Annotated in this window: 22 protein-coding genes and 1 pseudogene; 18 read left to right on the top strand and 5 right to left on the bottom strand. The window is 67.1% G+C overall.

Annotation, left to right across the window (positions count from 1 at the left end; translation table 11 throughout):
* Positions 1-58: 58 nt before the first annotated feature.
* The 3 genes from J2S76_RS22065 (at position 59) to J2S76_RS22055 (ending at position 5,733) form a co-directional block, all read left to right on the top strand.
* On the top strand, positions 59-1,972 hold the full coding sequence (locus J2S76_RS22065; protein WP_307064136.1) for a sensor histidine kinase: 1,914 nt from the start codon (positions 59-61) through the stop codon (positions 1,970-1,972).
* On the top strand, positions 1,909-2,589 hold the full coding sequence (locus J2S76_RS22060; RefSeq protein WP_307064133.1) for a response regulator transcription factor: 681 nt from the start codon (positions 1,909-1,911) through the stop codon (positions 2,587-2,589). The genes J2S76_RS22065 and J2S76_RS22060 overlap by 64 nt, the downstream gene beginning before the upstream one ends.
* A 195-nt stretch (positions 2,590-2,784) precedes the next feature.
* A complete protein-coding gene (locus J2S76_RS22055; RefSeq protein ID WP_307064131.1) occupies positions 2,785-5,733 on the top strand; it encodes an autotransporter outer membrane beta-barrel domain-containing protein in 2,949 nt (982 codons plus the stop codon).
* A 165-nt stretch (positions 5,734-5,898) separates the two neighbouring features.
* On the opposite strand, the gene J2S76_RS22050 is transcribed toward J2S76_RS22055, so the two are convergent.
* From J2S76_RS22050 to J2S76_RS22035, 4 genes are all read right to left on the bottom strand, one after another.
* On the bottom strand, positions 5,899-7,062 hold the full coding sequence (locus J2S76_RS22050) for an osmoprotectant NAGGN system M42 family peptidase (RefSeq protein ID WP_307064130.1): 1,164 nt from the start codon (positions 7,060-7,062) through the stop codon (positions 5,899-5,901).
* Positions 7,059-8,777, bottom strand: a complete 1,719-nt coding sequence (gene ngg / locus J2S76_RS22045; protein ID WP_307064128.1) for an N-acetylglutaminylglutamine synthetase — start codon at positions 8,775-8,777, stop codon at positions 7,059-7,061. Before ngg ends, J2S76_RS22050 begins: the two co-directional genes overlap by 4 nt.
* Complete coding sequence (locus tag J2S76_RS22040; RefSeq protein ID WP_307064126.1) at positions 8,767-10,542, bottom strand: N-acetylglutaminylglutamine amidotransferase; 1,776 nt, start codon at positions 10,540-10,542, stop codon at positions 8,767-8,769. The genes ngg and J2S76_RS22040 overlap by 11 nt, the downstream gene beginning before the upstream one ends.
* A gap of 170 nt (positions 10,543-10,712) precedes the next feature.
* Entirely contained in the window at positions 10,713-11,396 is a 684-nt protein-coding gene (locus J2S76_RS22035; RefSeq protein WP_370874825.1) for a TetR/AcrR family transcriptional regulator, read from the bottom strand.
* An 81-nt stretch (positions 11,397-11,477) separates the two neighbouring features.
* On the opposite strand from J2S76_RS22035, the gene J2S76_RS22030 reads away from it, so the two are divergent.
* From J2S76_RS22030 to J2S76_RS21985, 10 genes are all read left to right on the top strand, one after another.
* Entirely contained in the window at positions 11,478-12,218 is a 741-nt protein-coding gene (locus J2S76_RS22030) for an SDR family NAD(P)-dependent oxidoreductase (protein ID WP_307064122.1), read from the top strand.
* Positions 12,219-12,469: 251 nt separating this feature from the next.
* On the top strand, positions 12,470-13,222 hold the full coding sequence (locus J2S76_RS22025; protein ID WP_307064120.1) for a FadR/GntR family transcriptional regulator: 753 nt from the start codon (positions 12,470-12,472) through the stop codon (positions 13,220-13,222).
* 30 nt (positions 13,223-13,252) lie between these two features.
* The gene (locus J2S76_RS22020) at positions 13,253-14,164 is read left to right on the top strand and encodes an NAD(P)-dependent oxidoreductase (protein ID WP_307064117.1); all 912 of its coding nucleotides are present in this window, start codon (positions 13,253-13,255) and stop codon (positions 14,162-14,164) included.
* 53 nt (positions 14,165-14,217) lie between these two features.
* On the top strand, positions 14,218-14,901 hold the full coding sequence (locus J2S76_RS22015) for an amino acid ABC transporter permease (protein ID WP_307064116.1): 684 nt from the start codon (positions 14,218-14,220) through the stop codon (positions 14,899-14,901).
* Between the two features lie 10 nt (positions 14,902-14,911).
* Entirely contained in the window at positions 14,912-15,574 is a 663-nt protein-coding gene (locus J2S76_RS22010) for an amino acid ABC transporter permease (RefSeq protein WP_307064114.1), read from the top strand.
* Positions 15,575-15,605: 31 nt separating this feature from the next.
* The gene (locus tag J2S76_RS22005; protein ID WP_307064112.1) at positions 15,606-16,370 is read left to right on the top strand and encodes an amino acid ABC transporter ATP-binding protein; all 765 of its coding nucleotides are present in this window, start codon (positions 15,606-15,608) and stop codon (positions 16,368-16,370) included.
* 35 nt (positions 16,371-16,405) lie between these two features.
* Positions 16,406-17,206 carry a transporter substrate-binding domain-containing protein gene (locus J2S76_RS22000; protein ID WP_307064110.1) on the top strand — a complete coding sequence of 267 codons (801 nt, stop codon included), beginning with the start codon at positions 16,406-16,408 and terminating at the stop codon, positions 17,204-17,206.
* Positions 17,207-17,280: 74 nt separating this feature from the next.
* On the top strand, positions 17,281-17,727 hold the full coding sequence (rpiB, locus tag J2S76_RS21995) for a ribose 5-phosphate isomerase B (protein ID WP_307064108.1): 447 nt from the start codon (positions 17,281-17,283) through the stop codon (positions 17,725-17,727).
* A 31-nt stretch (positions 17,728-17,758) separates the two neighbouring features.
* Positions 17,759-18,673 (top strand): ribokinase, encoded by a 915-nt coding sequence (locus tag J2S76_RS21990; RefSeq protein WP_307064106.1) that lies wholly within the window; start codon positions 17,759-17,761, stop codon positions 18,671-18,673.
* A 228-nt stretch (positions 18,674-18,901) separates the two neighbouring features.
* Positions 18,902-19,927, top strand: a complete 1,026-nt coding sequence (locus J2S76_RS21985; protein ID WP_307064104.1) for an AraC family transcriptional regulator — start codon at positions 18,902-18,904, stop codon at positions 19,925-19,927.
* Between the two features lie 243 nt (positions 19,928-20,170).
* Here J2S76_RS21985 and J2S76_RS21980 read toward each other — a convergent pair whose 3' ends face one another.
* Positions 20,171-21,988, bottom strand: coding sequence for an ABC transporter ATP-binding protein (locus tag J2S76_RS21980; protein WP_307064102.1), 1,818 nt, complete (start codon positions 21,986-21,988; stop codon positions 20,171-20,173).
* A 518-nt stretch (positions 21,989-22,506) separates the two neighbouring features.
* Between J2S76_RS21980 and J2S76_RS21975 the strand changes: the two genes are divergently transcribed.
* From J2S76_RS21975 to J2S76_RS21955, 5 genes and pseudogenes are all read left to right on the top strand, one after another.
* Positions 22,507-22,872: a hypothetical protein gene (locus J2S76_RS21975; RefSeq protein ID WP_307064100.1), complete on the top strand. Its 366-nt coding sequence runs from the start codon at positions 22,507-22,509 to the stop codon at positions 22,870-22,872.
* A 172-nt stretch (positions 22,873-23,044) separates the two neighbouring features.
* Positions 23,045-23,425 carry a DUF2946 family protein gene (locus J2S76_RS21970; RefSeq protein ID WP_307064098.1) on the top strand — a complete coding sequence of 127 codons (381 nt, stop codon included), beginning with the start codon at positions 23,045-23,047 and terminating at the stop codon, positions 23,423-23,425.
* Positions 23,426-23,473: 48 nt separating this feature from the next.
* A complete protein-coding gene (locus J2S76_RS21965; RefSeq protein ID WP_307064096.1) occupies positions 23,474-25,690 on the top strand; it encodes a TonB-dependent siderophore receptor in 2,217 nt (738 codons plus the stop codon).
* A gap of 8 nt (positions 25,691-25,698) precedes the next feature.
* Positions 25,699-26,532: a DJ-1/PfpI family protein gene (locus tag J2S76_RS21960; protein WP_307064094.1), complete on the top strand. Its 834-nt coding sequence runs from the start codon at positions 25,699-25,701 to the stop codon at positions 26,530-26,532.
* Positions 26,529-26,775 (top strand): annotated as a pseudogene (locus tag J2S76_RS21955) (hypothetical protein); the annotation flags it as partial. The gene J2S76_RS21960 and the pseudogene J2S76_RS21955, both read left to right, overlap by 4 nt.

The following is a 26,775-nucleotide window of genomic DNA, read 5'->3' as shown; positions in this document are numbered from 1 at the left end:
TACGGCAGCGGAGGAAACGCACCCCCTGCCGCCGAGTGCGGGCGGCCGCAGCCGAAACTTGTCCGCAATCGCCCGTTTCTTCGTTCTTCTGCTGCTGGTGGGAGGCGGCGGCGCCATCGCCTGGACGGCGGGTGTCTCCTCGCAGGACCATGTGCTCGCCCGCGCCATGCTGGAGGACCGCGACGGCACGCTGACCATCGACAACGTGGTCGGCGCCGACTTTGCCCCGGTGTCCCCGATTCTGGCACGGGGCTACACCCCCTCGGCCACATGGCTGCGGCTGACGGTCGGCCCCGCCGACGGGGGGCCGCTGGTGCTGCGCATCCGCCCGACCTATCTCGACCGCGTCTCCCTGTTCGAGCCGGTGCCCGGCCGGCCCGGCGTCTGGCGCGAATATGTCACCGGCGACCGCACGCCGTTTCTCGAACGCGAAATGCCTTCGGTCACGCTCGGTTTCACCATCTGGCCGAGCGGGCCGGAAACCACCTATTATCTCCGCCTCTCCACCACCAGCACCTCGTTGATGCATGCCGAGGCGCTGTTGCCGCAGGTGGCGGCGCTGCGCGACCTGCACATCCATGTCAGCCAGATCTTCATTCTGGCGCTGCTGCTGTTCATCCTGTTCTGGACCGCCAGCGATTTCGCGCTCAACCACGACATCGTGGTGGGCTGCTTCGCGATCAATCAGCTTTTCTTCATCAGCTACAACGTCCTGATCATGGGCTATGGCGCCCTGATCTTTCCCGATGCGCCGGTGGGTTTCGTCGACAAGCTGACCAGCGTCGTGGTCATTGCCACGCCGCTGTTCTCACTGCTGACCAACCGCCTGCTGCTGCGCCAGTTCGACCTCATCCCAGTGGCGCGATGGGGGCTCGACGCGCTGCTGCTGGCGCAGATTGTCGCTCTCGGTCTGCTGGCTTCCGGTGCGACCCAGACGGCGCTGACGGTGAATGCGCTGGTGGTGGCGCTCATCGTGCCGCTGCTGCCGCTGATGGCGTTCGGCACACGGCGCGAAGCCGCGCCTGGCCGGCGGACGCTGCGCATTTTCTATGTCATCCAGGCGGTGTCGCTGCTTCTGACCATGCTGCCCATCCTCGGCGTCCTGCCGGCCTCGGCGTGGAATCTCGACGCCAACATCATCCACGGCCTGCTGTCCGACCTGCCGATGTTCGTGCTGCTGGCGCTGCGCTCGCGCGAGGCGCGGCTGCGCGGCATCGAGGCGCAGCTGGCGCTCGACCTGACGCGCGGCCAGCTGGAACTGCAACGGGCGCAGTTCGAGATGCAGAACCGCTTCATGGCGATGCTGACCCATGAGCTGCGCACGCCGCTCGCCGTCATCCGCCTCGCCGTCGGCACGGCGAAAGTCGAGGGCGAGCCGCGCCGGCTGATCGAGGTCGCGTTCGGCAACATGGAAGGCATCATCGACCGCTGCAGCTTCGCCGACCGCATGGAGCAGAACGGCCTCGACGTCGCCCGCGCGCCGGTGGACCTTGCCGCCCTGCTGCGCGCGGCGGTGTCGGCAAGCACCGAATCCGCCCGCATCGTGCTGTGCGCCGAGGCGCTGCCCCCGCTCATCTCCGACCGACAGCTCATCGCCACGGTCCTGCACAACCTGATCGACAACGCGCTGAAATACTCGCCGGAGGACTCGACCGTCGCGGTGGCGGCGGCCGCGGCAACCGGCGACGCCGGCCCCGGCGTGCGGATCACCGTCGAGAATGCCTGCGGGCGCACCGGCGCACCCGACCCGGCGCACCTGTTCGAGAAATTCTACCGGGGGCCGCATGCCCGCACCAAGAGCGGCTCAGGGCTGGGGCTTTACATTGTCCACGGAATCGTAGACCTCCTCGATGGTTCGCTTGCATATGAATTCATCGAGGGAAGAGCGCGCTTCAGCGTCTGGTTGCCATGCTCAGCATTGCCGTCGTCGAAGACAATGACGATCTCAGGGCCGCTATCGTCAACGCCTTGAGCGGTGAAGGCCACCATGTGGTCGGCTTCGACTGCGCCGAGGCGCTCGCCGAGCAGGGGCAGGCGCTGCGCATCGACCTCGTCGTCCTCGACCTCAATCTTCCCGGCGAGGACGGGCTGAGCCTCACAAGAAGGCTGCGCGTCACCAATCCCGAAATCGGCATCATCATGATGACCGCCCGCACCCGCACCGACGACAAGCGGATCGGTTATCAGAGCGGCGCCGACATCTATCTGGCAAAGCCGGTCTCGCTCGACGAGCTTGCCGCCGCCATTCTCGCCCTGTCGCGGCGGCTGCGCCCGGCCGTGGCGGCGCCAACGGGATTGGTGCTCGATACGGTGCGGCTCACTCTGGCAGGGCCGCGGGGCCTTACCGCCCTCTCCGCCCCAGAGGCGGCTCTGCTCGCGGCCTTCGCCCGGGCGCAGGACCACCGGCTGGAAACCTGGCAGATCATCGTGGTGCTCGAACAGGGCGACCGCGCGCCCAATCGCAACGCGCTCAATGTCACCATGTCCCGCCTGTCCGCCAAGGTGCGCCAGTGCGGCGCCGGCGCGCATCCCCTCCGCTCGATTCGCAACTGGGGCTACCAGTTCTGCGAGCCGATCATCCTCACATGAGCGGCGCACAGTAGCGCCAAGAACCACCCGTTACCTCCGGTAAGCTTTGGTAATCATCTCGTTTTCGGCTTCGCTAGGCTTCCACCATGGGACAGCCGGGCACGGGGGCCTGGGGCGGGGAATCGCAGGGTCATGGGGAAATGTGAACGCCGGGTAAGCCGCACACGCGGCGCCGGGAGACTCGTTGTCGGCGGCGTGATTGTCGCCGCCTTCTCCGGCCTCACCACGCAGGCGCAGGCAGACTGCGTGCGCGACGGCACGGTCGTCACCTGCGCCACCGCCTCGCCCAATGGCTATGAGGAAACAGTCACCAGCGGGCGCACGGACCGCACGGTGAACGTCTCGGCCGATGTGGCCGACGGGATCGACATCACCCTCTCGGCCGGCGGCAACATCGCGATCGACCAGACGGCCGGGACGATCACCAATAATTACGGCGACAGCGTCTATCTCAAGACCACTGACGGCAAGGTTTCCGGCACGGTCGGCAACCTTTCGACCAAGGACAACGCGCTCGAGATCGTGGCGTCGGAGATCGACATCACCGTCGCCGGCTCGGTGAGCGGGACCGGCCGCTACTCCTCCGGGGTGGTCTTCAACGACGTCGGAACGGTGAAACTCACCAATTCCGGTGGAGCCGACCACGCGATCACCGGCAATTCGGCCGGCGTCAATGTCTGGGGCGCCGACAGCCTGACGCTCATCAACGAGAACGGCAGCAACATCGTCGGCACCGGGCGGAGCAACAGCGGCGTCTTTGCCAACGACATTTCCGGTAATGTCTGGATCTCGAATGATGCCAGCTCGATGACCGGCGCCACCGGCTTCGGCGCCTGGGGTATCGGCGGCGATGTCACCGTGCTGAATGGCAGCGGGACCATGTCGGGATCGAGCTACGGGATCGACATCTATTCCTTGGCCGGCAATGCAAGCGTCACCAATGGCAGCGGTTTCCTCGCGGGTGGCACCTATAGCGGCGTCTCCTTCGTCACCATCGGCGGCGATGTCGACCTTCACAATGGCGCCGGCGGACAGATCACCAGCAAGGACGACTATGCGGTGCTCGCCTATCTCGTCGAGGGCGACACCCGCATCGAGAACCGCGGCGGCCTCATCGCCTCGGGCAATGGCGGCATCTATGCCGATGGCGCCAGCGTGTCGATCACCAACGGCCCGGGGAAGGATGTCGACGACGTCGAGCATCTGGGCTTCATCACCGGCGGCATTATCATCGACAGCGGGGCCTATTCGGCGATCGACAACACGGGCGGCGCGACGCTCACCAACGAAGCCGGCGGCGTCATCATCAGCCAGGCGCTCGATGTGCTCGACGAGGACATCACCCGCGAGCAGATCGCGGTGGCCTCGGCCGACCGGGTGGTGAAGGCCACCGGAGGCCGGATCGCCATCGCCAATGACGGCATCCTGATCGGTCGGGTCGAACTCACCAAGTCAGACGATACGTTCGAGAATTCGCGGGTCTGGGCGGTGACCGGGATCAACGATTTCGGTGCGGGCCAGGACCTGCTCACCAATAGCGGGACCCTTTACGCGGCGTCCTTTGCCGAGACCGCCGAGACGACCCAGTTCAACAATCTCGAAAGCTTCGTCAACCATCGTGTCTTCAGCCTTGCCGATGGCGGCGCCGGTGACGTGGCCAGCTTCAGCGGCGATATCTCCTTCGCGACGGGCGCGACCTACCTCATCGATGTCGACCTCGCCGGCAATGCGGACCTGATCTCGGCCGGGGGCGCGGCCACGATTGATTCCGGTGCCGGCATCCGCCTGCGGGCGGAAGACGGTATCGCCTTTGGCACCGATTATCACGTGCTCACCGCCACTGGCGGGGTCGAGGGCAATTTCGGCAATGTCGATGGCGAGGTTGCGGTTTCCGCCTTTGTCGGCCTCACCTCCACCAATACCGGCAACGACATCTTTGTGCGCTTCGACCAGGCGCGCGCCTTCACCGCAGCGGCGTCAACGCGCAACCAGCGGACCACCGCCACCGCGCTCGACACGCTGCCGGCCACGGGGCCGACGCGCGGCCTGCGCAATGCGCTGCTGTTCCTCGCAACGGACGCCCAGGCGCGCGGCGCCTTCGACCAGCTCTCGGGCGAGGTGCATGCCTCGTCGCAGAGCCTGTTCATCCAGCAGAGCGGCCTGATCCGCAACGCGCTGATCGACCGGATGCGCGCCGCGCAGGGAGCGGTGGGCGCCTCCGCCGCGCCGGTGCTGAGCTATGCCCCGGCTCAAGGCACCAGCGCCGCCGGACGGGCCATCGACGACGGCCTCGCCACCAAGGCGGCACCGTCGGCGGCGACCACGCCCGAGCGGGCGCTGTGGGCCACCGGATTCGGCTCCTGGACCACTTTCGACGGCACCGCCAATGCCGCCGGGCTCAATGGCGCGACGGGCGGCTTCCTGATGGGCGGCGACGGGGCGCTCGATGGCGGCTGGCGCCTCGGCGTGGCCGGCGGCTACAGCTCCACCTCCTTCGACGGACAGGGCTCCTCGGGTGACAGCGACAACTGGCATATCGGCGCCTATGGCGGCAACCAGTGGGGCGCGCTCGCCCTGCGCGCCGGGCTTGCCTATACGTGGCAGGATGTGTCGACCTCCCGCTCGGTCGCCTTTTCCGGCTTCGCCGACAACCTGAGCGCCGACTATCACGCCGGCCTGTTCCAGGCCTTTGGCGAGCTCGGCTACCGGCTGGACACGGCGTTCGCCGCCTTCGAGCCCTTCGCCAACCTTTCCTATGTCAGCCTCGACACCGACGGCTATGGCGAATGGGGCGGCGCGGCGGCGCTCTCCTCCAGCGGCACCGACATGGAAACCAGCTTCACCACGCTCGGCCTGAGGGCGGAGAAAGAGGTGCTGCTCGGCGCCTTCGCCACGACCTTGCGCGGCGCGGCCGGCTGGCGGCACGCCTTCGGCGACATCACCCCGGTGGCGCGCCAGGCTTTCCTCGGCTCGGCGGCGTTCGACACCACGGGGGTCGCGATCGCGCAGGATGCGGCCGTGCTGGAGGCGGGGCTCGACGTGCAGGTGGGTGCCGGGGCCACGCTCGGCGTCGCTTATAACGGCCAGTTCGGCGACGGCGTCAGCGAGAACGGCTTCAACGCGACCTTCAAGCTGGGCTTCTGAGGCTTTGCCGAGCTTCTGAAGGTTCGCCTCACAAGATCCCGGCGGAATGCGGGTTCCGCCGGCTCTTCGTGGAAGATCGGCACCGAAAGGTGCGGTGACGCCGCGAAGGCCCCGGGTTGCCAGGGTGGGGGCGCCCGGGGGACCGCCTTTTGGCCGGGAGGCCGCCTATTCCTCCAGCTCCTCGCTGTCGACGTCGGACGACAGATGCTGCACCGCCTCGCGCGTCGGCTGGCGGGTGAAGCCCTTGAGGTCGGCTGTCTGCTGGAAATCGCGGGTAATCTCGACCGGGCTGACGACATAGGCCGTCACCAGCTCGGCCAGCGAGCGCAGCGCGTGCATATGGATGCGCTCATAGCCGTGCGAGGCATCGACGCCGAAGGTGATCAGCGCCGTGCGGACATCCGCCCCGGCAACCACAGCGCTGGCCGAATCCGAGCGGTAGAAGCGGAACACGTCCTTCTGGCAGCGTATGTCGTTGGCGCGGCACAGCTCGGCCAGCTTGCGGGTGAGGTGGTAGTCGAACGGCCCGCTCTGGTCGGCCATGGAGAGGGTGACGCCGAATTCGTCGGAATTCTGCCCCGGCGCGGTGGTGCCGTTGTCGATCACGACCAGCGAGGCGACATCGGCGGTGAGCACGGCGGAGGCGCCGACCCCAACCTCCTCGGCGATCGAGAACAGCCAGTGAATGTCCACCGGCGTTTCGGCCTTGGCCTCGTGCAGCGCCTTGATCGCCGCCAGCATCACCGCGACGCCGGCCTTGTCGTCGAGGTGGCGCGAGACGATGAAGCCGTTGTCGAGGAATTCCGGCTGCGGATCGATGGCGATGATGTCGCCGACCTCGAAGCCGAGATGGGCGAGGTCGGCGGCATTGCGGGCGCGCGCGTCGACCCGCATCTCCACATGGTCCCAGCCGATCGGGTGCCGGTCCACCTCCTCGTTGAAGGTGTGGCCCGAAGCCTTCATCGGCAGGATGGTGCCGCTATAGCCGCCCTTCTCGGTGAAGACGGTGCCGCGCGCCCCTTCCGCGAAGCGCGCCGACCAGGTGCCGATAGGCGCCAGCGACAGCCGCCCGTTCTCCTTCAGCATCTTCACCTGGGCGCCGAGCGTGTCGACATGGGCGACCAATGCGCGCGCGCCCAGATGCGTGCCGCCGGGGCGGATGGCGCGGATAGCGCCGCGCCGCGTCAGCTCCACCTTCAAATCGAAATGGGCGAGTTCCTTGGCGACGAAGCGGACGATGGTGTCGGTGTAGCCGGTGGGGCTCGGGATGGCGAGCAGCCGGCGCAGCACCTTGGCGAGGTAGTCGGCATCGATGGTCAGCCGGCTCATGCCTCCGCCCTCCCCTGCGGGGCATCCATCACCTGGCGTACCCCGGCGGGGATGGCGAGGGGGAACAAGAGGTCGATGAACCGCTCGGCGGTAGGCTGCGGCTCGTGATTGGCAAGGCCGGGGCGCTCATTGGCCTCGATAAAGGCGTAGTCCGGCCCGGTGGGCGACGTCACCATGAGATCGACTCCGACGACGGGAATGTCGATGGCCCGCGCCACCTTGATCCCGGCCTCCACCAGCGTGGGATGCACCATGTCGGTGATGTCGTGAATGGTACCCCCGGTGTGCAGATTGGCGGTGCGCCGCACCTTCAGCTCACGGCCGGCGGGCAGCACGCTGTCCATCGCCATGCCGGCGTCGCGCACCGTCCGCTCGGTTTCGGCGTCGATGGGAATGCGGGATTCACCTGATGTGGCGGCGGCGCGGCGGCGGCTCTGCGCCTCGATGAGCTCAAGGACGGTGCTGCGCCCGTCGCCGACCACGGTCGCGGGACGGCGGATGGCGGCGGCGACCACCTTGAAATTGATGACCACCAGACGGACATCCTCGCCCGCGACGCATTCCTCCACCAGCACCTCGCTGGCGAAGGCGCGCGCCTCAGCGATGGCGGTGTCGAGCTCGTCCAGCGAGGCCACCCCGACGCTGACGCCCTGCCCCTGCTCGCCGCGCGCCGGCTTCACCACCAGTCGCCCATGCCGCTTGAGAAAGGCGGCGATCTCGTCCATCGGCGCGCTGGTGGTGAGCTGGGCGGGCACCCGCACGCCCGCCTCGGCGACGATGCGGCGGGTGATGCTCTTGTCGTCGCAGATCGACATCGCCACCGCCGAGGTCAGTTCCGACAGGCTCTCGCGGCAGCGCACCGTGCGGGCGCCGAAGGCCAGCCGGAAGAAGCCGCCGGCGGGGTCGATGGGCTCCACCAATATGCCCCGGCGGCGGGCCTCGTTGATGATGATCTGGGCGTAGGGATTGTAGCCCTCGCTTTGCTCGGGGCCGGCGAACAGCTTCTCATTGATCGGGTTCTTGCGCTTCACCGTGAAATAGGTGACGCGTTCGAAGCCAAGCTTCTCATAGAGGGCGATGGCCTGCGCATTGTCGTGCATGACCGAGAGGTCGAGAAAGGCCGCGCCCTTTTCTTTGAGGCGCTCGGCGAGGCGGCGCACCAGCGCCTCGCCAATGCCGGGCTGGCGGGCCTGCGGATCGACCGCAAGGCACCAGAGGGAGGCGCCGAATTCGGGATCGTCAAAGGCGAGGCCATGATCGACGCCCGTCACCGTGCCGATGATGCGGCCCGTCGCCTCGTCTTCGGCCACCAGATAGGTGAGCGGATCGGGCGCGCGCGCCGACTGGAAGAACTCCAGCGGCACCGTCACCATGCCGCGCGAGGCATAGATGCGGTTGATGGCGTCCGCATCCGCTCCGCTCGACAGCGCACGCACCCCAAAGCCGGCGAACGGCCGCCCGGAGGGGCGATAGGAGGCGAGGTCGAGCCGGAAGGTGTGGGAGGGATCGAGAAACACCTCCTGCGGCGCGTGCGAGAGCAGCACATGCGGCTCCTGGACATAGACGGCGATGTCGCGCCGGTCGGGCCCCTCCTCGCGCAGCGTCTCCACCAGGTCGGGCAGATTGTCGAAGGTCTGGCCGAAGATCAGCCGGCCCCAGCCGACATCGAGGGCGCAATTGGATGTCACGTCGCTCTCCTCCCGCTCAGAAGCCATGCGACTGGAGCCACATTTCCAGCAGCGCCACCTGCCACAGCTCCGAGCCGCGCAGCGGCGTGATGTGGGAGACGGGGTCGGCGAACAGCGTGTCGAGATAGTCCTGCCGGAACAGCCCGCGCTCGCGCGCCGCCTGCGAGCCGAGCACGTCGCGCACCATGTCGAGATAGGGGCCGGAGATGTATTTGAGCTGCGGCACCGGGAAATAGCCCTTGGGCCGGTCGATCACCTCATGCGGCACCACCAGCCGGGCGGCATCCTTCAGCACGCCCTTGCCGCCATGGGCGAGCTTGAAAGCGGGCGGAATGGTGGCGGCCAGTTCCACCAGCTCATGGTCGAGGAAGGGCACGCGGGCTTCCAGCCCACAGGCCATGGTCATGTTGTCGACCCGCTTCACCGGATCGTCGACCAGCATCACCTGCGAATCCAGCCGCAGCGCGCGGTCCACCGGGGTCGCGGCGCCCTCCGCCATCAGATGGGCGGCGACGAGATCGCGGCTCGCATCGGTGTCGGCAAGCCATTGCGGCCCGAGCTGGCGGGCGAGGGTGGCATGGTCGCGGTCGAAGAAGCCGCGCGCATAGTCGCCCACTACGTCGTTGCTGTCGGCGAGCGGGGGATACCAGTGATAGCCGGCAAACACCTCGTCGGCGCCCTGGCCGGACTGCACCACCTTGATCGACTTCGAGACTTCGCGGGAGAGCAGATAGAAGCCGATATTGTCATAGGACACCATCGGCTCGGACATGGCGTGGATGGTATCGGGCAGCGCGCCCATCAGGTCGGAGGACGGCACGAAGATCTTGTGGTGATTGGTGCCGAAGTGTTTGGCGATCAGGTCGGAATAGACGAACTCGTCGCCCTTCTCGCCATTGGCCTCCTCGAAGCCGATCGAATAGGTCGCGAGGTCCCTTTGCCCTTCCTGCGCCAGCAGGCCGACGATGATCGAGGAATCGACGCCCCCCGAGAGCAGCACGCCCACCGGCACATCCGCCACCATGCGCCGGCGCACGGCGGTGCGCAGGGCCTCCAGCACGCGGTCGCGCCAGTCCTGCGCGGTGAGGTTCGAATCCTCCGCCCGCCGTTCATAGGGCGGCTGCCAATAGACCCGCTCGGTGAAGCTGCCATCGGGGGCATAGCGGCGCACGGTGGCGGGGGGCAACTTGCGCACGCCCTTGAGAATGGTGCGCGGCGGCGGCACCACGGCGTGGAAGCTCATATAATTATGCAGGGCGTCGCGGTCGATCGAACTATCGACATCGCCCGCCGCCAGCAGCGCCGGCAGGCTGGAGGCGAAGCGCAGGCGCTTGTTCCCTTCCGTGTAGTACAGCGGCTTGATGCCGAAACGGTCGCGCGCCAGCACCACCGCGCCGCTGTCACGTTCGGCGATGGCGAAGGCGAACATGCCGTGGAAGCGCTCGACGCAGGCCTCGCCCCAGGCGTGATAAGCCTTGAGGATCACCTCGGTATCGCCCTGCGAGAAGAAGCGGTAGCCCTTGGCTTCCAGCGCGGCCCGCAGCTCGGGGTAATTGTAGATGCAGCCATTGAAGGTAAGCGTCAGCCCGAGTTCGGGGTCGACCATCGGCTGGGCGGCCTTGTCCGAGAGATCGATGATCCGCAGCCGCCGGTGCCCGAAGGCAACCGGTCCGCGCGCCTCCAGCCCGGCGCCGTCGGGGCCGCGCGGGGCAAGGACATCCATCATGGAGGCGATGGCGCGCGCATCCGCGAATGAGCCATCAAATCGAACTTCACCGGCAATCCCACACATGCGGCTGTCTGTCTCCCTGGCGTTTCGTCCCGGCCAAGCACAGGCGCATGGCAGCGCCCGCTCCGGCCTACTGGGATAGGGATAAGCCGACGGGAGCCGAAACGTTTCACGCGGGGGTTCGGTTTCTGCCACCGCCGCCCCCTCGACGACGCGGCGAGGGGGGAACGGGTTCAGCCGGCCTCGGGCTCGGCGAGGGCAAGGCGGGCCTTGACGCCCGCGACGGCGAGAGCCGCCACCACCTGCAGTTCTGACCCGCTGGTGCCATCGCGGGCGAGGAGCGACATGCCGGTCTGCACCGTCTGTACGAACCGGGCGATTCCCTCGCAATCCGCGCCGGCGGGCATCTCGCCTTCGGCCACGCCACGCTCCAGTCGCTCTTTCAGCCGGGCGAAGGTGACGGTGCGGGCCGCGCGCACGAGATCGCCGAGGTCGCGATGCGCCTCGCAATCGACGGTCGCCAGCGTCACCATGCAGCCCGGCGGAATGTCGGCCACACCTCCGGTCAACGCCGCCGCGGAATCGAACAGCAGCGCGGCGATGGCACCCTCGGCCGTCGGCGCGGCCCGGAACCCTGCCCAGACGCGGCCTTCATAGCTGCGCTCATAATGGCGCAGCGCCTCGACATACAACGCTTCCTTGCAGCCGAAGGCGGCATAGAGGCTGGGCGAGCCGATGCTCATGGCCTCGGTGAGATCGGCGATCGAGGTGGCCTCATAGCCCTTGAGCCAGAACAGCTTCATGGCCTGCGCCAGCGCCGCGTCGCGATCGAAGGCACGCGGGCGGCCCCGGGGACGCCCACGGGGGCGGCAGGCCTCGGCTTTGCTGGTGTCTGAAGGTCCATCCGAATTTTGCATCGCCCACTATATAAAGGCTTGACCGCCCCGATCAATCGCTTTAGCTATTTATGTATCAATCAATATATAAATGGATCGATCATGAGTGAACTTGCAGGAAAACGCGCTTTGGTCACGGGCGCCTCGCGCGGCATCGGCGCGGCCATCGCCCTGGCGCTGGCGGAAAAGGGCGCGGATGTCGCCCTCACCTATGAGCGCTCGGCCGAGCGGGCGGCAGAGGTGGTGCGCTCCATCGAGGCGATGGGCCGGCGGGCCATTGCGATCCAGGCCGACAGCGCCGATCCGGCGGCGGTGAAGCGGTCGGTCGAGGAGGCGGTGGAGGGCCTCGGCGGCCTCGACATCCTTGTCAACAACGCCGGCATCGCCCGTCAGGGGCCGCTGGCGGAGATCAGCCTGGCCGATCTCGACGCGCTCTTGAACGTCAATGTGCGGGCGATCGTGCTGGCCTCACAGGCGGCAATCCCGCATCTGAAGGCGGGCGGGCGCATCATTTCCATCGGCTCGTGCCTCGGCGAACGGGTGCCGTTCGGCGGCGTGACGGTCTATTCGATGACCAAGTCGGCGCTGCTCTCCTTCACCCGCGGTCTCGCTCGCGAGCTCGGCCCCGCCGACATCACGGTGAACCTCGTGCAGCCCGGCGCCACCGACACCGAGATGAACCCGGCCGATGGCGAGCAGGCGGACGGGATGCGCAGCCTTACCCCGCTGGGGCGCTACGGCACGCCGGCCGATGTCGCGGCGGCGGTGGCCTTCCTTGCCAGTCCGGCGGCGCGGCAGATCACCGGCACCACTGTCACCGTCGATGGCGGCTTCAACGCCTGAACGCAGAAGGCGCCGCGCAGGGCCCGGCCGTTAGCGGCCGGACCCTGCCCCACCCTGCCCGCCGACAGGCCCTGGCAGCGTTTCATCGCCGCCCATAGCCGGCGCCGCTGCGCCCTTTCCCATCCCGTTCCGGCCATCATCCACGCGATCCGTGCGCTCCCGAGCGCGCGGCCGCACCGCTGCGTCTTGACCCCGCGCTCTTGGTATGTACACTGGTCTTACCACGGCAAGACTAGGGTCCTTTCCCGGCGATGGACGAGACATTTGAAATCACCCGCCTCGACGAGCAGGGCGGCAAGGGCTTCGAGAAGGTGTTCGCCTTCCTGCGCGAGCGGCTGCTCGCCGGCGCCCTGAAGCCGGGCGACCGGCTGATCCCGGAACGCGACCTCGCGGCGCAGCTTGGCGTCAGCCGCCCGATCCTGCGCGAGGCGCTGCGGGCGCTGACCGTGCTCGGCATCGTCGAGATCCGCGACCGCGTCGGCACCATCGTGCGCCGGCCGGATATCTCGGTGCTGAATGACTTCTTCACCTTCGCCCTCGCCCACCGCGCCGACCTGATGGACGACATCGTCCAGGCGCGCGTCGCCATCGAGTGCCAGTCGATCCGGCTGGCGGCCGAGCGGGCGAGCGTCAGCGACCTTGAGCGCCTCCAGACCGCGCTGCGCCGCATCGAGGCGACGATCGACGATGTCGATGCCGGCGGCCGCGCCGATTTCGATTTTCACCACGCCATCGTCCAGGCCAGCGGCTCGGAGACGCTGCGCGTGCTCTATGAATCGATGTCGGCCGTGCTGATGCGCTCGCATGTCGACCGCCGCCATCTCGTCGGCGTCTTCGACATGCGGACCTACCTGATCGAGGACCACAAGCGCGTCTTCGACGCCATTGTCGCCGGCGACCCCGAAGCCGCGGACCGCGCGCTGCGCGAGCACTTCGCCATTGGCGACGAGTTCCGCCGCAAGCTGGCCATTCAGGGAGGGCCACGGGTCGCCAAACCCGACTGAACCGCGCCACAACAAAAAACGCAGGATGCTATGGGACGGAAACACCAAGGAAGCGTCGGCTTCATCGGCCTCGGCACGATGGGCCGCGAGATGGCACGCAATCTTCTCGAAGCCGGCTTTGCCGTGCGCGTGTTCGACGTCGTACCAGCGGCGATCGACGCTCTTGTCGCGCTGGGCGCCCAGGCTGCCAGCGGGCCGGCCGATGCCGCCCGCGACGCCGACATCGCCATCACCATGCTGCCCGACACGCCGCAGGTCGAGGAAGTCGTGCTCGGCGCCGGCGGCCTGCGGGCCGATCCGCCACGCGGGCGCCTCGTCGTCGACATGAGCACGATCGCGCCGGTGGCGGTTCGGCGCATGGCGGCGGACCTCAAGGCGTCGGGCATCGACATGATCGACGCCCCGGTTTCCGGCGGCCCGATGGGGGCCAAGAACGCCGCGCTTTCCATCATGGCCGGCGGCGAGGCCGAGGCCTTCGCCCGCGCCCTGCCCTATTTCGAGGCGATGGGCACCACCATCAACCATGTCGGCGGCCCGGGTGCCGGCCAGGCGGTGAAGCTGTGCAACCAGCTGATCTGCGGCATCAACATTCAGGCGATCTGCGAGGCATTGGCGCTTGGACGCGCCTGCGGGGTCGATCTCGACCAGCTCCGGCAGGTGCTGCTGGGCGGCTCGGCCGCCTCCTGGATGCTCGACAGGCTCGGCCCGGCGATGATCGCCGGCGACGACGCGGCCGGCTTTCGCATCGACCTGATGCTGAAGGACCTGCGGCTGGTGCAGGAACAGGCCCTGGCGCTCGCCGTGCCGCTGCCGGCGACCGCGCTAGTCACCAGCCAATATGTCGAGGCCCGCGCCCATGGCGAAGGCGCCAACGGCAACCAGGCGCTGTTCCGCGTCTATGACCGCATGGCCAACCAGCCGCGCCAAACCGTCGACGGCTGAGCCGCCGTCCGCCTTCCCCTACGCCTCCTGGACAGTTGGGCGGAGCCTCCCCCATGGGTCTCGTACTTGATTTCTCGGTCGTGCTCGATCGCTGGCAGGCCCTGCTCGACGGCGCCACGCTGACCTTGCAGCTCGCCATCATCGCGGTGGTGTGCGGCGCGACCATCGGCGTGTTCGGCGCCATCGGCCGGCGCGGCGGTAATGTGCTGGTCGAGCGGCTGTGCGGCGCCTATGTCGAGGCCATCCGCAACACGCCGCTGCTGGTGCAGATCTTCCTGGTCTATTTCGGCCTCTCCAGCCTCGGGCTGCAATTCTCCGCCTTCACCGTCGCCGCCGTGGCGCTGACCATCAATGTCGGCGCCTACACCACCGAAATCATGCGGGCGGGCTTCGATTCCATCCACAAGGGCCAGATCGAGGCGGCGGAAGGGCTCGGCCTGTCCAAGGCGCAGATCTACTGGCACGTCATCATCTGGCCGGGCATTGAGCGGGTCTATCCCGCCCTCACCAGCCAGTTCGTGCTGCTGATGCTGGCCTCCTCGGTCACGTCGCAGATTTCGGCCGAGGAACTGACGGCTGTCGCCAACTACATCCAGTCCGAGACCTACCGTTCCTTCGAAACCTACATCGTCGTCGCGCTGATCTATGTGGCGCTGTCCTTCATCATGCGGTTCGGCTTCTGGCTTCTCGGCCTGGCGCTGTTCCCGCGCCGGCGCCGCCTCGGCACGCCGCTGTGAGGAGATGACCATGGGCGGCGCTCTCAACATCAACCACCTTCTCTTCCTTGGCCATGGCGCGCTGTGGACCATCGGGCTTTCCGCCATCGCGCTGATCGGCGGCGGCAGCTTCGGCTTCCTGATCGCGCTCGGCAGGGTCTCGCCGAGCCGAGCGGTGCGCCTGCTGGCGGCCACCTATGTGCAGCTCATCCAGGGCACGCCGCTGCTGGTAATCATGTTCCTGTCCTTCTTCGGGCTGGCGGCGCTCGGCTTCAACATCTCGCCGCTGCTTGCCGCCGGCGCTTCGATGACGATCTTCGTCGCCGCCTATCTCGGCGAAATCTGGCGCGGCTGCATCGAGGCGGTGCCGAAGCAGCAATGGGAGGCGGCCGAGGGCCTCGCTCTGTCCCGCAGCCAGCGCATGGTCAAGGTTATCCTGCCACAGGCCATCCGCCTCGCCACGCCGCCCACCGTCGGCTTCATGGTGCAGATCGTCAAGAATACCTCGCTCGCCTCGGTGGTCGGATTCGTCGAACTGACGCGCTCGGGCCAGATCATCAACAACTCACTGTTCGAACCCTTCATCATCTACTCGATCATTGCCGTCGTTTACTTCTCGCTCTGCTATCCGCTCTCGCGCCTCAGCCGCCGGCTGGAGCGCTCGGCCCTCCAGAAGAAGCCGGCACTTGCGTGACACGGCCCGCGGAACGCCAAGGAAACCGCCCATGAACGCTCATGTGAATCCGCCCGCCGCGCCCCCGAACGCCCCGGTCGTGGCGCTGCGCAACGTCCATAAGAGCTTCGGCTCGCTCAAGGTGCTCGACGGCGTCAGCTTCAGCGTCGGGCGCGGCGAGGTCACGGTGCTGATCGGCCGCTCCGGCTCCGGCAAGAGCACGGCGCTGCGCTGCATCGACCGCTTCGAGACCATTGATGGCGGCGAGATCGAGGTGTGCGGCCGGCGGGTCGACGATGCCGGGCTCGATGTGCGGGCGCTGCGCCAGGATGTCGGCATCGTCTTCCAGAGCTACAATCTGTTTCCGCACCTCACCATCGAGGAAAACATCACCCTCGCCCCGCATGCGGTGAAGAAGGTGCCAAAGGCCGAGGCCCGCGCGCTCGCCGCCAAGGTGCTGGCGCAGGTGGGACTTGAGGAGAAGCTCCACGCCTATCCCGAGCAGCTTTCCGGCGGCCAGCAGCAGCGCGCCGCCATCGCCCGCTCGCTCGCGATGCAGCCCAAGGTGATGCTGTTCGACGAGGTGACTTCCGCGCTCGACCCGGAACTCACCGGCGAGGTGCTGAAGGTCATCGAGGCGCTCGCGGCTGATGGCATGACCATGGTGCTGGTCACGCACGAAATGAGCTTCGCGCGCGGCATCGCCGACCAGGTGGTGTTCATGCACAAGGGCAAGGTCCACGAGGCGGGACCGGCCGGCATCCTCTCATCGCCCTCCACGCCCGAACTCGCGCAGTTCGTCGGCACGGGGTTCTGAGCCTTCACAACAAAATGCAAGCAAGGGAGAGACGCATGATCAAGCATACGATGTTCGCGGCTGCCGTGGCGGCGGCCTGCCTCCTCGGCGCCACCGCCGCGCGGGCCGATCTGCTCGACGACATCATGTTGGCGAAGAAGATCCGCATTTCGACCGACCTCGCCATCCCGCCCTCGGGCATGATGGACGCCAGCATGAAGCCGACCGGCTCCGATGTGGAAACTGCCGAGCTTCTCGCCAAGGATCTCGGCCTTCAGATCGAGTGGGTGCAGACAACAGGCGCGACCCGGATTCCCAACCTGCAGACCAACAAGGCCGATGTCGTCATCTCCACCCTCTCGGTCACGCCCGAGCGCGCCAAGGTGATCGACTTCACCGAGCCCTATGCGGCGCTGGAATCGGTGGTCGGCGGCCTCAAATCGATCGAGGTCAAGGACTGGGACGGCCTGAAGGGCAAGAAGATCGCCGTCTCGCGCGGCACCACCCAGGACACGGCGCTCACCAACCGCGCCAAGGACGGCGGCGGCTTCGAGGTGGCGCGCTATGACGACGACGCCACCATGGTGACGGCGGCGGTGACCGGCCAGGCCGACTTCGTCGCCACCTCGGCCACCATCGTCAACCAGATCGGCGTGAAGAACCCGGCGCGCGCCTTCGAGCCCAAGGTGCTGATCACCACCTTCAATCTCGCCATGGGCGTGAAGAAGGGCGAGCCGCGCCTCGTCGCCAAGCTCAACGAGTGGATCACGGCCAACATCGCCAACGGCAAGCTGAACGCGATCTACAAGAAATATCACGGCGCCGATCTGCCGGCGAACATGCGCGGCGCCAGCTGAGCCGTCCCACCCTTCCCAACCGGCGGCGTCCGCGAAAGGGCGCCGCCGCCCTGCCACCTCTCAAGGAAACCAACATGCGCCTTGTCATTGGATCCGATCATGCCGGCTGGTCGCTGAAGGGCGCCGTCATCGAGCACATTCGCGGCCTCGGGCACGAGGTGATCGATGTCGGCTCGTATGACGACACGCCGGTCGACTTCCCCGACATCGCCCGCCAGGTGGCGGCAAAGGTCACGTCAGGCGAGGCCGAGCGCGGCATCATGGTGTGCGGCACCGGCGTCGGCGCCTCGATCGCGGCCAACAAGATGAAGGGCATTCGCGCCGCCGTCTGCCACGACATCCACTCCGCCCACCAGTCGGTCGAGCATGACGATGTGAACGTCATGTGCATCGGCGCGCAGATCATCGGCCCGTGGCTGGCGCAGGATCTCGTGGCCTCCTATCTTGCCGCCGAATTCTCCACCGACGAGGATTTCCGCCGCCGGGTGGAAAAGCTCCACCAGATGGACGCGGAAGGCTGACGGCCGTCAGGGCGGCGATGGGGAGGAAACCGTGATCCTTGTCTTCGGATCGATCAATATGGACCTCGTCGCCTGCGTCCCGGCGATTCCCCGGCCGGGTGAAACCGTGCTGTCGCCGGGCTACCGCACATTGTTCGGCGGCAAGGGGGCGAACCAGGCGGTGGCGGCCGCGCGCATGGGCGGAAGCGTCAGCATGGTCGGCCGCGTTGGCGCGGACGGTTTCGGCGAGGCCTGCCGCGCCAACCTCGCCGGCAATGGCGTGGCGACGGACCATGTCGTCACCTGCGCCGCCCCGACCGGCTGCGCCTTCATCACCGTGGACAGCGCCGGCGAGAACGCCATCACGGTCGCCAGCGGCGCCAATGGCACGGTCGAAGCCGGCGACCTGCCGGACGGCGTTCTCGTTTCCGCGCCAGTGGCGGTGATGCAGATGGAGGTGCCGCTAGCGGCCAGCCTCGCGGCAGCCGCGAGGGTGCGGGCCGCCGGCGGGCGGGTGATCTGGAACCTCGCCCCGGCACCGGCCGGCCTCGGCACGGCGGACATGCACGCGATCCTCGCCGCGACGGACATCCTTGTCGTCAACGAGATTGAGGCGCTGATGGCCGCCCACGCCCTTGGCGGCGCCCCCGATTTCACGACCGCCGCGCGCCAGCTGGCGACGCAAGGCGACACGGTCTGCGTCGTCACCGCCGGCGCGCAGGGGGCGTTCTTCGCCACACCCGAGGGCGCGCTCCACCACACCCCCGCCGTTCCGGTAACGCCAGTCGACACGACAGGCGCCGGCGACACCTTCGTCGGCGTGCTCGCCAGCGAACTGGCGTCGTCCACCGGGCTCGACCAGGCCGTGCAGCGCGCCTGTGCCGCCGCGTCGATGGCCTGCCTCGTCAGCGGCGCGCAGGACGGCATGCCGACACGCCCACAGCTGGACGCCTGGATCGCGCGCTGACCCGTTCCGGCCACCGCGGGCCGGCAGAACCGCAGGCGATGCCGGCGCGACGCGCTTGATCGCCGGCCAGGGGACACTTGTTTTGTTCGGGAGGCGACACCCGGCTTGACCGGGCCGGGCTCGGTCGGATTAGCTACGCGTAAGCATTGCATTACCGGTGCGGATACGAGGTTCCGCCGCCGTGGTCTGGATATGCGTTCCACCGCCAGAGGACTGCGGCCACGCCCCATGAAATCACGGTCGAGGCCCGCCAGCCGGATCCCCCCTCTCGCTTTCGGCAGCCACACGGGGCTCGAATTCACCGATGCCGAGCAGATGTCGGAGGTGCTGACGCGCGCGGGGACGGCCACGACCCTCTACCGGCCCACGGGGCGCGACACGCCATTCCTCAGCCGCGCCGCCATGTTGCGGGCCGGCAAGGCGCGCCTCGTCGCCAGCGCGTCGTCACCCGTCCAGTTCGATGCCGGCGGGGCCAGCATCGGCATTTTGATGGTGCCTTTCCACGGCCTGACCATGACACGCTGCGACGGACGCAGCCTCGAATGGGGGGCGGCGCGCAGCGCGGTGTTCCTGCCGCCCGGCGGATGCAGCGGCCAGTCTTCCGCCCGTTCGGTGGTGGGGATCGACATCGAGCCTGGCGTGCTGGGCGAGATTTTGCACGGCATGCTTGGCGATCAGCGCGCGGCCGACCTGAGCCCGGCCGCCGATTTCACCACGCCGCGCGCCTTGGGCCTCGCGTTGCTCGGTGTGGATTTCAGCCAGCTTCTGTTCCAGCACATCGCGCTGATGAATGCGATGAACGGCGATCCCGAGCGGATCACCCGGTCCGGGGTTGATGACGCGGTGCTGCGCGCGGCCCTGCTCCTGCTGCAGCCCGAACTGTTCTTCGCCGAGCAAGCGAAGCCGGCGCCGCATGCGCGCGGCCTGAACATGGCGTGCGACTACATCGACGCCAATCTGGCCGGGCGGATCACCCTCAGCGATCTGGAACGGGTGAGCGGGTTGTCGGCGCGCAGCCTGCAATATGCTTTCCGTGCCACCTTCAATCGCTCGCCCCTGCAATGGACCACGGACCGGCGCCTGGAAAAGGTGCGGGAACTGATCTTGTCCGCACGCTCCGGCGACACGCTGACAGTTATTGCCGGCGCGTACTTCACCAACCCCGGCGATTTCTCCCGCTTCTACCGGGCGCGCTACGGAGAGCTTCCCTCGCAGACGCTGCAGAAGGTGCTGGCGCAGCCGCTGCGCAGCTGATGCGACGCGAGAGCTTGGGCACCATGCGGCCAAGCTTGTCCATGGGGATGGCCCGGCCCTTGCCGACGGCGTCACCCTTGACGCGCCCGGAACGCACCGTTGGCAACTCTGCCACCCGGCAGGAAGAGGCGGCGGCCTCCGCCGGTGAAGAGGGAGGTGAGGCCGTGCGTACGGTGCTCGCTGGGCGCTCTCGACGGCGACCACCCGGCGGCTCGGATCAGCACGAGCCGCCGGGTGGACCTGTCATTCTGCCGGCTGCCGGTCGTCGACCCCGGTTTCCGCAATCTGCGCCATGCCGTCCGACTGGCGCTCGAACAGGCGCCGGTAACGCCCGCCCGGCCGCGCCAGCAGCTCCTCGTGCCGGCCGTCCTCAAGGATGCGGCCATGCTCGAAGACGAGGATGCGGTCCATTGCCCGCACCGTGGAAAGCCGGTGCGCAATGACGATGGCCGTGCGTCCCTGCATCAGCCGCTCCATCGCCTGCTGGATCGCCGCCTCCGACTCGGAGTCGAGGCTGGAGGTCGCCTCGTCCAGAATGAGGATCGGCGCATCGGCGAGGAAGGCGCGGGCGATCGCCACGCGCTGGCGCTCGCCGCCGGAGAGCTTCACGCCCCGCTCGCCGACCAGCGTGCGATAGCCCTTCGGCAGCTGCTCGATGAAGTCGTGCGCATTGGCGAGACGCGCCGCGCGCTCGATCTCGGCCGCGCTGGCGCCGGGCCGGGCATAGGCGATGTTCTCCGCCAGCGTGCGGTGGAACAGGATCGGCTCCTGCTGCACGATGGCGATCTGCTGGCGCAGCGAGGCCTGCGCCACCTCGCGCACATCATGCCCGTCGATCAGCACCTGGCCAGCGCTGACATCGTAAAGCCGCTGCAGCAGCTTGACGAAGGTGGTCTTGCCCGAGCCGGACGGCCCCACAAGACCCACGCGCTGCCCGGCCGGGATCCGCACGTCGAGGCGGTCGAACAACGGCGCGGCGTGCTGGCCGTAATGGAAGGTGACGTGCTCGAACCGCACCTCGCCGCCGTGCACCGCCAGAGGCTCAGCCGCGTCGCGGTCGGCAACGCCGGCGGTGAGGCCGTGCAGGTCGACCATCTCCTCCATGTCGTTCACCGCGCGCTGGAGATTATGAACATGCTGGCCGATCTCGCGCAGATAGCCGTGCAGCACGAAATAGGTGGTCAGCACATAGGTGACGTCGCCCGGCGTGGCACGCCCCTGCCACCACAGCCAGAGCGCGGTGGCGGTGACGGTGGTACGCACCACCCAGAGCAGCGCGAACTCGCCGCTGGCGCTCCAGGTGTGAAGCATCCAGGTCCGCTGGACCCGCCGCCTCCAGCGTACCACCACCGCCTCGAGACGGGCATCTTCCCGCGCCTCGGCGCCGAAGGCCTTCACCACCTGGTTGGCGCCGAGCGTGTCGGAGAGGATGCCGCCGATGCGGGTGTCCCACGCATTGGAGAGCCGCGCCGCCGGCGCGACGACGCGCGTGGCGAGCGTGACGGTGAGCGCGCCATAGGCCAGCGCGCCGACCGCCATCACCAGCCCCATCACCGGCCAGTGCAGCATCAACAGCAGCACCGTGCCGGCCAGCACCACCAGCGAGGGCAGCAGCGAGAGCAGCAGCACATCGTTCATCACGTCGAGCGCCCACATGCCGCGGGTGATCTTGCGCACGGTGGAGCCGGCGAAGCTGTTGGCGTGCCAGTCGCTGGAAAAGCGCTGCACCCGGTGGAAAGCCTCGCGCACCACGTCCGACATGATGCCCAGCGTCAGCGGTACCACCCCCCACCAGGCGAGATGGCGCAGCAGCACCATGACAAGGCCGAGACCCGCCATCATGACAAAGGCCTCCAGCGCGACGGGAGCCTCACTCTTGCCGGCGGTCAGCGCGTCGATCAGCCGGCCGGCATAGAGCGGCACGAAGACCTCGGTCAGCGTCGCCAGAACGATGGCCGCGCCGATGCCGGCCGCCATCGGCCAGCGACGCGCCCAGTGGCGGAAGGTGAAAGCGAGAACGTTGCGCAGCGCGTCGCTGCCGCGTTTGGACGGGAAAGACATGGGAAACGCAGGCGCGAAAGACGCGCCTCTCCTGCGAAGGAAACGGGCTCAAAACGTGAAATGGGTGACGGTATGGCGGGGGAGCGCGGCTCCGCGGCCTGCCGAACTAGCCGTGTGGCTTCACAGCCGGGGTGGGCTGACGAAACAGAATAGTCATTCGCGCCCCTCCCTGGTTCGCAGCGTCAATTCTCATTCGATACCACGGTCCGCTCGCGCGGACAATCTCGGCAGACTTGATAGCGGATGAGGACGCGATCGGCGCGCATCGCCAAGACGTCACATTCGGCTCATGTCGCAAGACGCACGCGTGCCGTCATCGCCAGCGCGGCAGGACGGTGGGTGCACGGGTCGACGTAGGCCGGCTGGTGGCGATATCGCGTGAGCTGAGAGCAACGCGCCTATGCGGCAAGCCCCGGGCAAGGCTTCCCCGTCACATGCTGTGCCGCTCTCGCCAAGGCGGGCGAAGGCGTGCGTCTGGGATTACGCCCGGCGCAGGACGCGTGATTTCGAGGTGCATCATGACGCTCAATGGGAACCTGAAGGCTCTTGCCATCATCGGCGTGGGCGTCAGTGGCTGGTTGCTCCTGCGCGACGAGGACCCCGCCCAAACCGCCAGGCTGACATGCGAGATCCACCTGGAGGCGGCGACCGGCCACGACCTCAGTGCCGTCGAGGTCGCCGCGATGGGTGTCACGGGCGACATGCACAATGGAAAGGTGCAAGGCGCTTTTATCCGTAGCGATGAGCTGCGGTCCGCTATGTGCGAATTCGAGAACGGCGGCACGAGGCGCGTCGTGATCGATGGCAAGCCATGGCCGCACACGGACCGCGCCGCGAACGCCGCCGGGCCGGCCTCCGCTCCGCAAGAGGCGAAGGCGCTGTGAGGCGTAGCCTCCGTCGAAAAGCGCGGTGGCAAGCGGGCTCTTCTGTGATTCACCGCCTGAATTGACGCAGGCGGCGATGGCACGGGCTGAATTCTGTCCGCCGCCTCAATTCCTCCGTGACTGGCACGGAGGCGTGCCTTAATACTCTGCTAACCAAGACTAAGGGGCAGGGGTGGACCGCAAGCTGAACATAAGCACAGCCTTGCGTGGCGTCGTCGGCATCGGCGTCGCCTATGTGCTGCTGTTTCAGCTGGTGTTTGCGGGTTTCGTCGCCGAACGAATGGCGATGGCCTCCCTCGGCCTGCCGGGCGTCATCTGCTCATCCACCAGTGGCACCTCCCCCGGGGATGGGCCGTCTCACGACAGGATGGCGCCGGCCAAATGCGTCGTCTGTGCGCTTGCAAGCGCGCTCCCGGTGCTGCCCGACATTGGCGGCACGCTGCACGCGCGCGACGCAACCGTCGTTTTCGCGCCGGCGGCAGCCATCGCATCCGCCCCCCTCCAGCGGCAATTCACCCCTCGTTCGTCGCAAGGACCTCCGCGTCAAGCCTAGCCGACAGCCTCACGCTAACGGTCAGCGCTTTTCTCCGGAGAGATATCCATGTTCCGCGCCCAACGGGTCGCCCTGGCGACGTCCGTGTCGCTTGTCGTGCTGAGTTTGCCAGCCTTCGCGCAAACGGTTACCGAGCTCCCCACCGTCGTCGTCGAGGCCCCGGATGGGCCGGAAGGCGCGGATGAAGGCACCGGTATCCCGGTCGTGGAAACGAGTGCGGGTCCGGTTCAGGGGTTTCGCGCCCTGACGGCCGAGAGCGCCACGCGTACCAACACGCCGATCTCGGAAATTCCGCAGTCCATCCAGGTCATTCCTCGCTCGGTCATCGACGCGCAGAACGACCTGACCGTCAGCGAAACGCTGCAGAACGTTAGCGGCACGCAGGGCAGCAATCCCCTGCAGCTGCCGGCGCCGGGCTTCATGTATGTCCGCGGCTTCCCGGCCGAGATGTGGATCGACGGGCTGACCACCTTCAACAATGGCGGCAATGGCGACTCGCTGGTCAATGTCGAGCGCATCGAGGTGCTGAAGGGCCCCAACGCCATCCTCTATGGCGGCGGCACCGGCTCGCCTCTGGGGGGCGCGGTGAATGTCGTGTCGAAGATGCCGCTCGACGAGGCGTTCGCACAGTTCGGCTTCACCTATGGCAGCTATCAGTTCCTGCAACCCACTTTCGACGTCAACACGCCGCTGAACAAGGATGGAACCATCCTGTTCCGCATGACCGGCGAATACACCAATGCCGATTCCTTCGTCGACGTCATCGAAACCGAGAAGTATTCCATCAACCCCACCGTGACGTTCACGAACAAGGACGACACGACGCTGACAATCCAGGGGCGTTTCACCAGCTGGGAGCAGCAGGACTATCAGGGGCTCCCTGCGACAGGAACGATCACGGGTCCTTTCCGGCTGGATCCCGACATGTATATCGGCCCCTCCAACACGCCCAACGCCACGTCCCGCGTGCAAAGCGTCACGGCAAATTTCGATCACGAAATCAACGATGTGTGGTCGGTGAACATTCAGGGGCGCGTCTCGCAAACCGAATGGAACGAGCCGATGCAGAACTATTTTTCCACGGATTTCGCCGGCAATGCCCCGCTGCCGCCTGACTATGCCGGGGGCGACTATCCCGCCTGGTACGTGATGAACGCTCTCCTCTCCCAGAAGCAGCAGGAGGCGACCATCGCCGGCAATGCGCTGGCCGAGTTCGATGTCGGCATTACCAGGAACAAGTTTCTGGTCGGCGCCGACTTCAGCCGCATTACTGAAGTCGCATCTATGTATTATCCGATGCTGCCGACCGGGACCGTCAATTTTCTTGATCCCGTCTATCCTCCCTATGTCGAGCCGTTCCCGGGAGACGGGCTCGGCACCATCGGCACGGACAATGACAACGTCTACACGACGGCCGGCGCCTTCGTGCAGCTGCAGACAACGATCGGCGAGCGTATTCACCTGCTGGGCGGCCTGCGCCTCGCCAATCTCCAGATCGACAGCAATACGTACGACTATTATTCCCTGACGAACGCGGTGCAGGATCTGAGCACCACCGATCTTCTTCCCCGGGTCGGCGCCGTCGTCGACATCGTCAAGGGCTTTTCCGTCTATGCGAGCTATACGGAAGGCCTGAAGGGCAATCCCTTCACGATCTATAATGGCCCTCCGGCTCCCGAGCGCTCGAAGCAGAGCGAGGCCGGTATCAAGTTCGATCTTGGCTACGGGCTCACCGGGTCGATGGCCATTTTCGAGATCAACCGAACCGGCGTTCCCGTCGCGGTCGGGCTCTATGCCGAGCCGATCGGGGAGCAGCGTTCGCGCGGCTTCGAGGTGGACGTGCTCTGGCAGCCCAACCGCAACTGGCAGGTGCTCGCCAACTATTCCTATATCGATGCCGTGCTGCTCAACGACATCCCCGGCGTTGGAGAAGCGGGCAATCAGCTGAATATCGTGCCACCGAATTCCGGTCGGCTGTGGGTGAACTACACCTTCGATCCCGGTCCGCTGCAGGGCTGGAGCGTCGGCGCCGGTGTCTATGCGGCCTCGGGTGCCTATGTCGATCTCGCCAATGTCTACGAGACGGATGGCTACTTCACCGTCGACGCCAATATTTCCTACAAGAAAGATAATTTCAGCGCCTCTCTGACCGCCAAGAGCCTCACCGGGGAAGAATATTACGTCCCCTATAACTACTATGGCGGGCGTGTCGCGCCGGGCGAAGCCCGTGGCATCTTCGGCAAAGTCGCCTGGACCTTCAAGTGAGGCGCGCGATGGACATCACACGCAGAGACCTCGCTTTGATCGGCTCGTTGACGGCCCTGCTGGCGCCGCTGGCGGCCCGGACCAGCGCCGCCCAGGCGCCCGAGGCCGCCATCGAGCACGACATGTCGGCCTTCCCACCGGAATGGATGGGCTCCGAGCAGATCGCCTTCCTGATCTATCCGGAGTTCACCGCGCTCGACATGGTCGGCCCGCATTACATGCTGTCGAGCCTCATGGGCTCCAAGACCCATATCGTGGCCAAGACCACGGACCCGGTGAAGAGCGACACGGGGCTGGTTTTCATGCCCTCGATGAGCTTCGACGCGTGCCCGGAGGAACTCGACATAATATGTGTTCCCGGCGGCGCCGCGGGAACGCTCGCCGCCATTCAGGACAAGGCAACCCTGGCATTCCTCGCCAGCCGCGGCGCCAAGGCCAAATATGTAACCTCGGTCTGCACCGGCTCCTTGCTCCTGGGCGCCGCCGGCCTGCTGCAGGGCTACAAGGCGACGTCGCACTGGGCGGCGCTTGATGTCCTCGCCGAATTCGGCGCGACACCGACGGCCGGCCGCGTGGTGCGCGACCGCAACCGCATCACGGGGGGCGGCGTCACGGCCGGCATCGATTTCGGGCTCTATCTCGTCGGGCAGTTGCGCGACAAGACCTATGCCGAGAGCGTGCAGCTGCTCGCCGAATACGCGCCCGATCCGCCCTATCATGCGGGCACGCCGGAGACCGCGCCCCCTCATGTCAGGCAGATGATGGAGGCCATGATGGCGGACTTCGTCGTCAAGATCAGGTCGGCCGGCAAGGCGTCGTTCGCGACGATGCAGAACAAATGACGTTTGCCAGCGGGTTAAAGGCTCGAAACGGAAGGCACGCGCGGATGCGGACACGGGCGCCCCTCCGCGTCGCCGCGTGGACTTTCGTACTGTTTCAAACCGGAATCTCGGCCCTGCTTGCTCAGGACGTTTCCGCGCAGCTTCCTCCGCTCCCGCATGACCTGTCCCCTTGGGGGATGTTCCTGGCGGCGGACTGGGTGGTGAAGGCTGTGATGATCGGCCTTGCCTTCGCCTCGGTGGTGA

The sequence above is a fragment of the Ancylobacter vacuolatus genome (assembly GCF_030813595.1).
In the GTDB taxonomy this organism is placed as follows: Bacteria; Pseudomonadota; Alphaproteobacteria; order Rhizobiales; family Xanthobacteraceae; genus Ancylobacter; species Ancylobacter vacuolatus.
The sequence above is the reverse complement of the archived record's forward strand: the minus strand, read 5'-3'. Positions and strand labels throughout refer to the sequence as shown.